6 protein-coding genes and 1 tRNA gene are annotated in these 7,430 nt (G+C 64.1%); 2 read left to right on the top strand and 5 right to left on the bottom strand.

All coding sequences use genetic code 11. The annotated features are described in order from the left end of the window. The 5 genes from QM659_RS16660 to hemC form a co-directional block, all read right to left on the bottom strand. Positions 1–76, bottom strand: a tRNA-Thr gene (locus QM659_RS16660). 169 nt (positions 77–245) lie between these two features. After that, entirely contained in the window at positions 246–1,823 is a 1,578-nt protein-coding gene (locus QM659_RS16655) for a heme biosynthesis protein HemY (RefSeq protein ID WP_415189281.1), read from the bottom strand. A 46-nt stretch (positions 1,824–1,869) separates the two neighbouring features. Beyond that, positions 1,870–2,979 (bottom strand): COG4223 family protein, encoded by a 1,110-nt coding sequence (locus QM659_RS16650; RefSeq protein ID WP_415189280.1) that lies wholly within the window; start codon positions 2,977–2,979, stop codon positions 1,870–1,872. Positions 2,980–3,057: 78 nt separating this feature from the next. Then, positions 3,058–3,765, bottom strand: a complete 708-nt coding sequence (locus tag QM659_RS16645) for a uroporphyrinogen-III synthase (protein WP_415189279.1) — start codon at positions 3,763–3,765, stop codon at positions 3,058–3,060. A gap of 234 nt (positions 3,766–3,999) precedes the next feature. Then, on the bottom strand, positions 4,000–4,941 hold the full coding sequence (gene hemC, locus QM659_RS16640) for a hydroxymethylbilane synthase (RefSeq protein ID WP_415189278.1): 942 nt from the start codon (positions 4,939–4,941) through the stop codon (positions 4,000–4,002). 182 nt (positions 4,942–5,123) lie between these two features. Here hemC and tsaD point away from each other — a divergent pair, with 182 nt between their 5' ends. Together tsaD and QM659_RS16630 are read left to right on the top strand one after the other, a co-directional pair. After that, positions 5,124–6,194: a tRNA (adenosine(37)-N6)-threonylcarbamoyltransferase complex transferase subunit TsaD gene (gene tsaD / locus QM659_RS16635; protein WP_303484327.1), complete on the top strand. Its 1,071-nt coding sequence runs from the start codon at positions 5,124–5,126 to the stop codon at positions 6,192–6,194. A gap of 112 nt (positions 6,195–6,306) precedes the next feature. Continuing rightward, on the top strand, positions 6,307–7,347 hold the full coding sequence (locus tag QM659_RS16630) for an NAD(P)H-dependent glycerol-3-phosphate dehydrogenase (protein WP_415189277.1): 1,041 nt from the start codon (positions 6,307–6,309) through the stop codon (positions 7,345–7,347). Positions 7,348–7,430: the final 83 nt, after the last annotated feature.

Here is a 7,430-nt window from a genome sequence, read left to right as displayed (position 1 = left end):
TGGTGCCGCTTGCGTGACTCGAACACGCGACCCCCTCATTACGAATGAGGTGCTCTACCGGCTGAGCTAAAGCGGCGATGCGGGCCAACCCGCGAAACATGCATAGCAACGGACTTCTCGCGGTGCAAGCCCGCTTTGCAAGATATTTGGCGGAAATCTCGATACTCTATACGAGGCGCTTCGACCGCAACGCGCCGCGACAGCATGCGGTTGGCACTTTGCGCTCGGCCTCTCGCCGCCCGCGTTCAGCGGCGCCGGAAGCGGTCGACCGGCGTCGTCACCTCCTCGGCTTCCACCGTCGTCTCCGGCGTTGTGATCAAAGCGTTGGACGTTGCCGTGTCGTTAGCGGGCGTAGGAGGCGTCTTGGACGGATCGGCCCCCTCCTTGCCCACAGGAGAGGCGACGACGTCCACCGGTTCGTTCGAGCGGCCAGACAAGCCCTTGGCCTTCGCGTAGGAGTCCGGCAGCGATTCACCTTCGAGCGAAACGACGTCCAGGGCTGAAATCTCCGCGGCGAAGTCTTCGGAGTTTGGTGTCGCGTTGGCGGGCGGGGTCTTCCATTCAAAGCTGCCAAGCGCGCCGGTCGTCGGCGAGATCGGCTGCCATTCGGCGGATATGGTGCCATCCGAAGCCACCCAGACCGGATCCGGAGCGCCGCGTGCCGCTTTTGCAAGCCATTCGCGCGCACGGCCTGAGTCTCGATTCTGACCGGCCTCAATGCGCGCCATGAGGCGGCACACCCGCGCGGTCGGATTGTTGGCGAGATAGGGTTCGAGTGCCAGCCTCGCCGTCTTCCATTCCTGCGCGTCGATGGCAGCCACGGCAACGGCGACCGCACCTTCGAGCGTCTGCGCCCCGGCCGCGACGAGGGATTTTACACGGGCGAGGCGGTCACGGGGCGAATCGCCTCGCCGCGCGTGGGCAAAGGTGAGCGCGATCTCGGGATGTTGGGTCGAGCGCCAGGCCTGCGTGAGGATTTTCGTGGCGCGCGATGTCTGGCCCTGCGTGGTCAGGATCCGGCCCGCCACCACAGCGGCGGGGATCAGCGTGGGCGACAGGTCAAAAGCTTCCGTGGCGTACGCCAGCGCCTTGCTTGGCTGCGAATCTTCAAGCTCGATGGCAAGCTGCGTCAGAAGCAGCGAACGGCGCCTGTCGGCTTCGGGCTTGGCGAGATGGCGGTGTTCCTTCGCGATCTGAAGCGTTTTCAGCGCCGCGCGCCAGTCGCCTTCGCGGGTCTGGATTTCGAAAAGCGCGCTCGAAGACCACGACAGCGCGGGGTTGGCGGCGAGCGCCCGTTCCGCAAACTGCTTGGCGGCCTCGTTCTGGTTCGCCTTCTTCGCCTCCATGTAAAGACCGCGAAGACCAAGCTCGGCCATTTCCGGCTTTTCCAGCATGCGCTCGAAGGCCTGCCGCGACGCAATCGAGTCCTCGTTCAGCTGTGCCGACTGTGCCTGAAGGAGAAGGGCCAGAGGCTCGTTCGGCACGGTCCGCCTCGCAATGGCGTCCGCCTTGAGCGCGGCGGACTTGTCGCCCGCTCCCGCTGCGAAGATACCGCGTCGCACGGCTTCCTGACCGATGCGCTGGCGGCGGCGCTGGACCCTGTTGCGGAACTTCTTCGGTCCGGTCCAGGTGAGGAGGCCCAGCCACCCCAGAAGGAACACGATGACGAAGGCCAGCAGCAGCGCCACCGAGCCGATGAAGACGCTCGTCTGGATGTCATAGCCGAGCCACTGGATGGTTACGCTTCCCGGCCGGTCCGCAATCCAGGCAAACCCGACGGCGACAAGGACGATGAGCAGGAAATAGCCGATGAGGCGGGTCATGACTTGAATTCCAAAGTTAGCGAGTTCGCGCGTGGTTGCCGGTTGTTCAGTTCTGGACGCCCTGAGGTTTCGTCAGGGTCGCGATAAGCTGCTGATCGGTGTTCTTCACCGCCTCGTCTGCAGCGACGCGGGCTTTTACTTGCTCAAGCCACGCGACGATTTCCTCTTTGGCCGTAGAAGGAAGCGTATCCGAGGCCGCGAGGGCACCCGCCGCATTTCCCGCCTTCAGCGCGGACGAAACCCGCCCGAGGATCGCCTCGACCGTGTCGCCACCATCGCCGGACGGCTTGACCTGAACCGCGGAGCGCGCGCGCGCCACCACCTGGCCGACGACGCTGTCGGGCGACTGCTTCTGATAGTGCCGCTGGATCGCCACGCGCGCCGCATCCTCGAAACTCGTCCGCAGCGCGGCGATGGAGGGCACACCCTTGTCCTTGTAGGCGGCGAGCGCCGACACCGGAAGCTTTTCAGGCGACAGGTTTTCGATGGCCGTCAGTTCTTCGGCGAAGGGCCGCCCTTCGGCGACAGCGCGCTTGAAGTTTGCAAGAGCAAGCGAAAGGGCGGCATTGCGGGCGTCGGCACGCCGCTCGCCAAGACCGCGTTCGAGGTCCGTGATGCGATCGCCGATTGGCGCGATCTGTGCCGCGACGGCCGCTTCGACCACTTCCTTGCGCGGCTCGATGCCGGGCTTCTGCTCGACAACTTCGATTCGCTGCGTCAGCGATTGCAGCGAAGCGCTCGCATCCTTGCCGGTATTCTCAAGCGCATCGAGACGGTTGTTGACCTCCGTAAGATCGACGGGCGGCACGGCCGGAGCCGCCGAAGCCGACGTCTCCGCCACTGCCTGCGGCCGCGCGCGTACGGCCTCGCCAAGCTGCGCCGTCCTCTGCTGGAGATCGGCGATCTGCCTGCGCGCTTCCGCGTCCGTGCCCCCGGTCGTGTCGGCGGCGACCGTGAAATAGACCGCGCCTGCGCCAACGAGGCCGCCGATGACGCCCGCTGTCAGCGTCTTCAAAAGGCCGCCCCCGCTTGTCGGTTGCGGCGCCTGGTCGATGATTTGCGGTTTCGGACGGGGCGAGGTGTCCGCGCCTGCCGCCGCTGGCTGAGCCTTTTCGCCATCGATGATAGTCGGTCTCGGTTTCTTGTCTTCGGGCATCGTCGGACCAGCCTATTTATCTTTTTTGCAAGCGCCTTCTTCCACAAGATCGTGTTCTCGGAAGGGCAGAGGTTGCGCCTAACTTACAAGGTCAAGAAGAGCCTTGCGATTCGGCCTTTCGGATATGTAAACGCGACGCGCGTCGAGCGTCTCAAGTCGGTGCGCCACAGTTTCCGATATGCAAAAATACGCCAATTTTTTAGCGCATTCAGCCAATCGATGCCTGTGACATAATGAAACGTATATTTCGGCCGTGCGCGGAGAGAGCAGCGTCACGCCGTCGAGCGTGCCACGTTCGATCATGTCCGCGACCTCGGGCTTGAACGCCTCGGCGGCTTCCATGGCGTAGACGGCCAGCGACCGCGACGGCATGCCGTGGCGTGTCAATTCTCCAACGATATCGAACGCAAGATGTTCGCCCGCCAGGTGGACGAAGCGTGTGCCCGGCGCAGCCGAATCGACGATCGCGGCGGCGAGCTTTTCGCCCGTGTCCTCGATGGCAAGCGGCTTTTGAAGGCCGCTATGTCTGGCGCGTCGCGCGGTAGCATCTCCGACACAGTAGATGGGGAAGCGGGCAAGTCCACCGATTGCGCCCGCCTGTTCCAGCGCGCGCAGCGTGTTGCCGCTCGTGACGATAAGCGCGTCGGTATCTTCAAGCGCCGCTGCATCGAAATCGAGCGCGTGAAGTTCGATGAGCGGCTGAAGCACGGGCTCATGCCCCCGCTCGCGCAATTCGTCCGCGAATGGACCGGCGTCCTGCTCCGCTCTCGTTACCAGCAAACGCATGCCGCCTCCGCTGTCGGATGGTCCTGCGCCGGTGCGGTCGGACTGACATTCGATTCGCCCGTGATGTGGGCTCTCATATCAAAGTCAATCTTCATACTGCACGGGATTCTATAAACTGCCGGGTGCTCTTTTGAAGTCTGGGTTTGCCTGTGCATCAGTCAGGCGAAACGTCTGCATCGAAGCACCAGTTGCGGACGCCGCGACGTGCGGCGTTCCGCTTGATACGCGATCATGTCATTCGGTGGCGGGGAAACAGTCCTTGCCGCCCACCGCGAAAAGCTCTTTCGCCGCATCCTTACCCATCGCTGCCGCGTCGTTCGCGCTGCCCTCGCGGGTGGTTTCATAGATGCGTGCGCCGTCGGGCGTAAGGATCGCGCCCTTGAAAGACACCTTGCCGTGACCGTCGTAGCGGGCGAGCGCCGCAATCGGCGTTCGACAGGAACCGTCGAGTTCGCTGAGGAATGCGCGTTCGGCATTGATGGCATAGCCGGTCGCTTCGTCGTGCAGCGCCATGATGAGTTCGCGCGTCACCTGATCGTCGGAGCGGATTTCGATGCCGATCGCGCCTTGCGCGGGAGCGGGCAGCATTTCTTCAACGGGGATATGGTCAGTGATGCGGTCGGAGAGACCGAGACGGTTCAAGCCGGCGGATGCCAGGAGCGTCGCGTCGGCAACGCCCTCTTCGAGCTTCCTCAGCCGCGACTGAACGTTGCCGCGGAACAGCACCGTCTTCAGATCCGGACGCTTGTTCTTGATGAAGGCTTCGCGGCGGATGGAAGCCGTTCCGACGACCGCGCCCTCCGGCAAGTCGGAGAGAGATTTCGCCTTCGTCGAGATGAACGCGTCTCGCACGTCCTCACGCGGAAGATTGCAGGCGATCTCAAGACCGTCCGGCAGAAAAGCCTGCACGTCCTTCATCGAATGAACGGCAATGTCGATCTGGTCCGCAAACAACGCCTCTTCAAGTTCCTTGGTGAAAAGCCCCTTGCCCCCAACCAAAGACAAGGCCTTGTCGAGGATTTTGTCGCCGGTCGTCTTGATGACGACACGCTCGAATTGTACCTCGTCGCCATAGATCGCGGCCAGGCGGTTCTGTACTTCCGTAGCTTGCGCCAGAGCCAGCGCACTGCCACGGGTACCGATGCGAATTTGCCTTGCGTCTGAGTGATTTTTCATGGTTGTGTTGACTTAGGTTGTAGGGGTGCGTCCGGTTTTTTGAGGATGCAGAGGATTGGGACACTAAGCATATCGCAGCCGCAAGGTACAGCACTAAAGCAAGACGGAATTAGACACGGATCATGCAGCAACGCGCGAGCACCGGAGCAACTAAGGAGCCGGGGGCGACAAAAGACCGCGAGTTGACAGTGCTGGGAATCGAGACGAGTTGCGATGAAACCGCCGCTGCAATAGTCCGGCGCGACCCTTTCGGTAACGGCACACTTCTCTCGTCTATCATACGTTCGCAATTCAACGATCACGAAGCCTATGGCGGCGTCGTGCCGGAAATTGCCGCGCGCGCTCATGTGCAGGTCGTGGACAGCATCGTGGAGGCCGCGCTCGTAGAAGCGCAGCTCGATTTCGACGACCTCGACGGCGTGGCCGCGACGGCGGGGCCGGGGTTGATCGGCGGCGTCCTCGTGGGCCTCGTCACGGCGAAGGCCATCGCGCTCGTTCACGATCTTCCGCTTGCCGCGGTGAACCATCTCGAAGGCCACGCGCTGACGGTCGGCCTCACGGAAGGGCTTCGGCCACCGTATCTCCTTTTGCTGGTGTCGGGCGGCCATACGGAATTTCTGAAGGTTGACGGTCTCTTTCGATACGAGAAGCTCGGCGGCACCATCGACGATGCTCTCGGCGAGGCTTTCGACAAGGTCGCGAAGATGCTCGGCCTCGGCTTTCCCGGCGGCCCCGCCGTCGAGCGCACGGCCGCCAGCGGCGATCCGTATCGCTTCGATCTGCCGCGACCTCTGGCAGGGCGCACCCGCCCCGACTTCTCGTTTTCCGGCCTCAAGACCGCCGTGCGTCAGGTTGCGCTCACGCACGCGCCCGTGTCGAGGCAGGTCGCGGCCGATCTCTGCGCGTCGTTCCAGAAGGCTGCGGCGGACGTCGTGCGCGACAGGCTTCGCGCGGCCATGACCATCTATGAAGCATCCGGCTTGCCGCGGCGGCTTGTGGTTGCGGGCGGTGTCGCGTCCAACCGCGCGCTGCGAGCCGCGCTTCTCAGGGAGTGTGAGGCTTCTGAATACACGTTTCACGCCCCGCCACCCGGGCTTTGCACCGACAATGCGGCAATGATCGCCTGGGCAGGGGCTAACCGGATCGCAGCCGGCCTCGTGGACGGCCTCGACGTTGCGGCACGCGCGCGCTGGCCAATTTCCGAAGTTCCGGCCCCGGTCGAGGCGGCGAAAGAGCTTTCCGCGGCGGAATGACCCTGACCGGGCCAGCGGGTTGCGCGGTCTCCGCCGCACCGCTACCACAGCCGCCTCAATCGTAAGCTCGCAGCCGCATGGCTCGCGGCATTTTGGAAAGGGCGGCTTGATCATGGCCACGAACACTTCCGGCGAGGCGGCGCGTTTGCAGCACATCGGCGTCATAGGTGGCGGCGCTTGGGGGACGGCGCTTGCGCAGTCTGCCTGCCGCGCGGGGCGCAAGGTCACGCTCTGGGCTTACGAGTTCGAAACGGTTGCCGAAATCAACGATCACCGCACGAACCGCGTCTATCTGCCGGGCGTGTCGCTCGATCCACGCATACGCGCGACGGCCAAGGCGAAGGACGTCGCGGCGGCTGACGCTCTCCTCTTCGTCGCGCCTTCGCAGTTCTCGCGCGCCGTAGCCAGCGAAATCGCGCCGCACCTTCGAAGTGGCACGCCCGTCGTGATCTGCACCAAGGGCGTGGAGAACGGCACGAACGCGTTCATGAGCGAGGTGGTGCGCGAAGTTTTGCCCGGCGCCGAAATCGCTGTCCTTTCCGGCCCGAGCTTCGCGGGTGAGGTCGCGCGCAATCTGCCCACGGCGCTGACACTGGCCTGCCCGGACGAGACGCTCGGCGCGGAACTCACCACCGCCCTCGCGCATCGCACCTTCCGCCTCTACTGGACCGACGACGTCACGGCCGCACAGGTTGGCGGCGCGGTGAAGAACGTGCTGGCGATCGCGGCAGGTATCGTGGAGGGTCGGAAGTTCGGCGCGAATGCACACGCGGCCATGGTCACGCGCGGTTTCGCGGAACTCGTGCGGCTGGGGCGCGCGCTCGGCGGACGCTTCGAAACGCTGACCGGGCTTTCCGGGCTCGGCGATCTCATTCTGACCGCGTCGAGTGTTCAATCGCGCAACATGTCGCTCGGGTTGGCGCTCGGGCAAGGCCGCATGCTTTCCGAAATTCTCGGTCAGCGGAAATCGGTCTCCGAGGGCGTGCATTCGGCGGGCGCCGTCGTCGCGCTGGCGGCGAAGCACGGGGTGGAGATGCCGATCTGCGAGGCCGTGCACAGCATCGTCAAGGGCGAGACGAGCGTTGACGACGCCATCGATGCGCTGCTGTCGCGCCCGCTGCGCGCGGAGGTGGATTTCCCGCCCGCCTCCTAACGCGTTCCAGCCGCAAAAAAAGGAGGCCGAAGCCTCCTTTCCTGACGATTGTCCCCGCGTTACTGGGACTTCGGGGTTTCTGC

The organism is Rhodomicrobium sp. (genome assembly GCF_047605405.1).
Classification (GTDB): Bacteria; Pseudomonadota; Alphaproteobacteria; order Rhizobiales; family Rhodomicrobiaceae; genus Rhodomicrobium; species Rhodomicrobium lacus.
The sequence above is the reverse complement of the archived record's forward strand: the minus strand, read 5'-3'. Positions and strand labels throughout refer to the sequence as shown.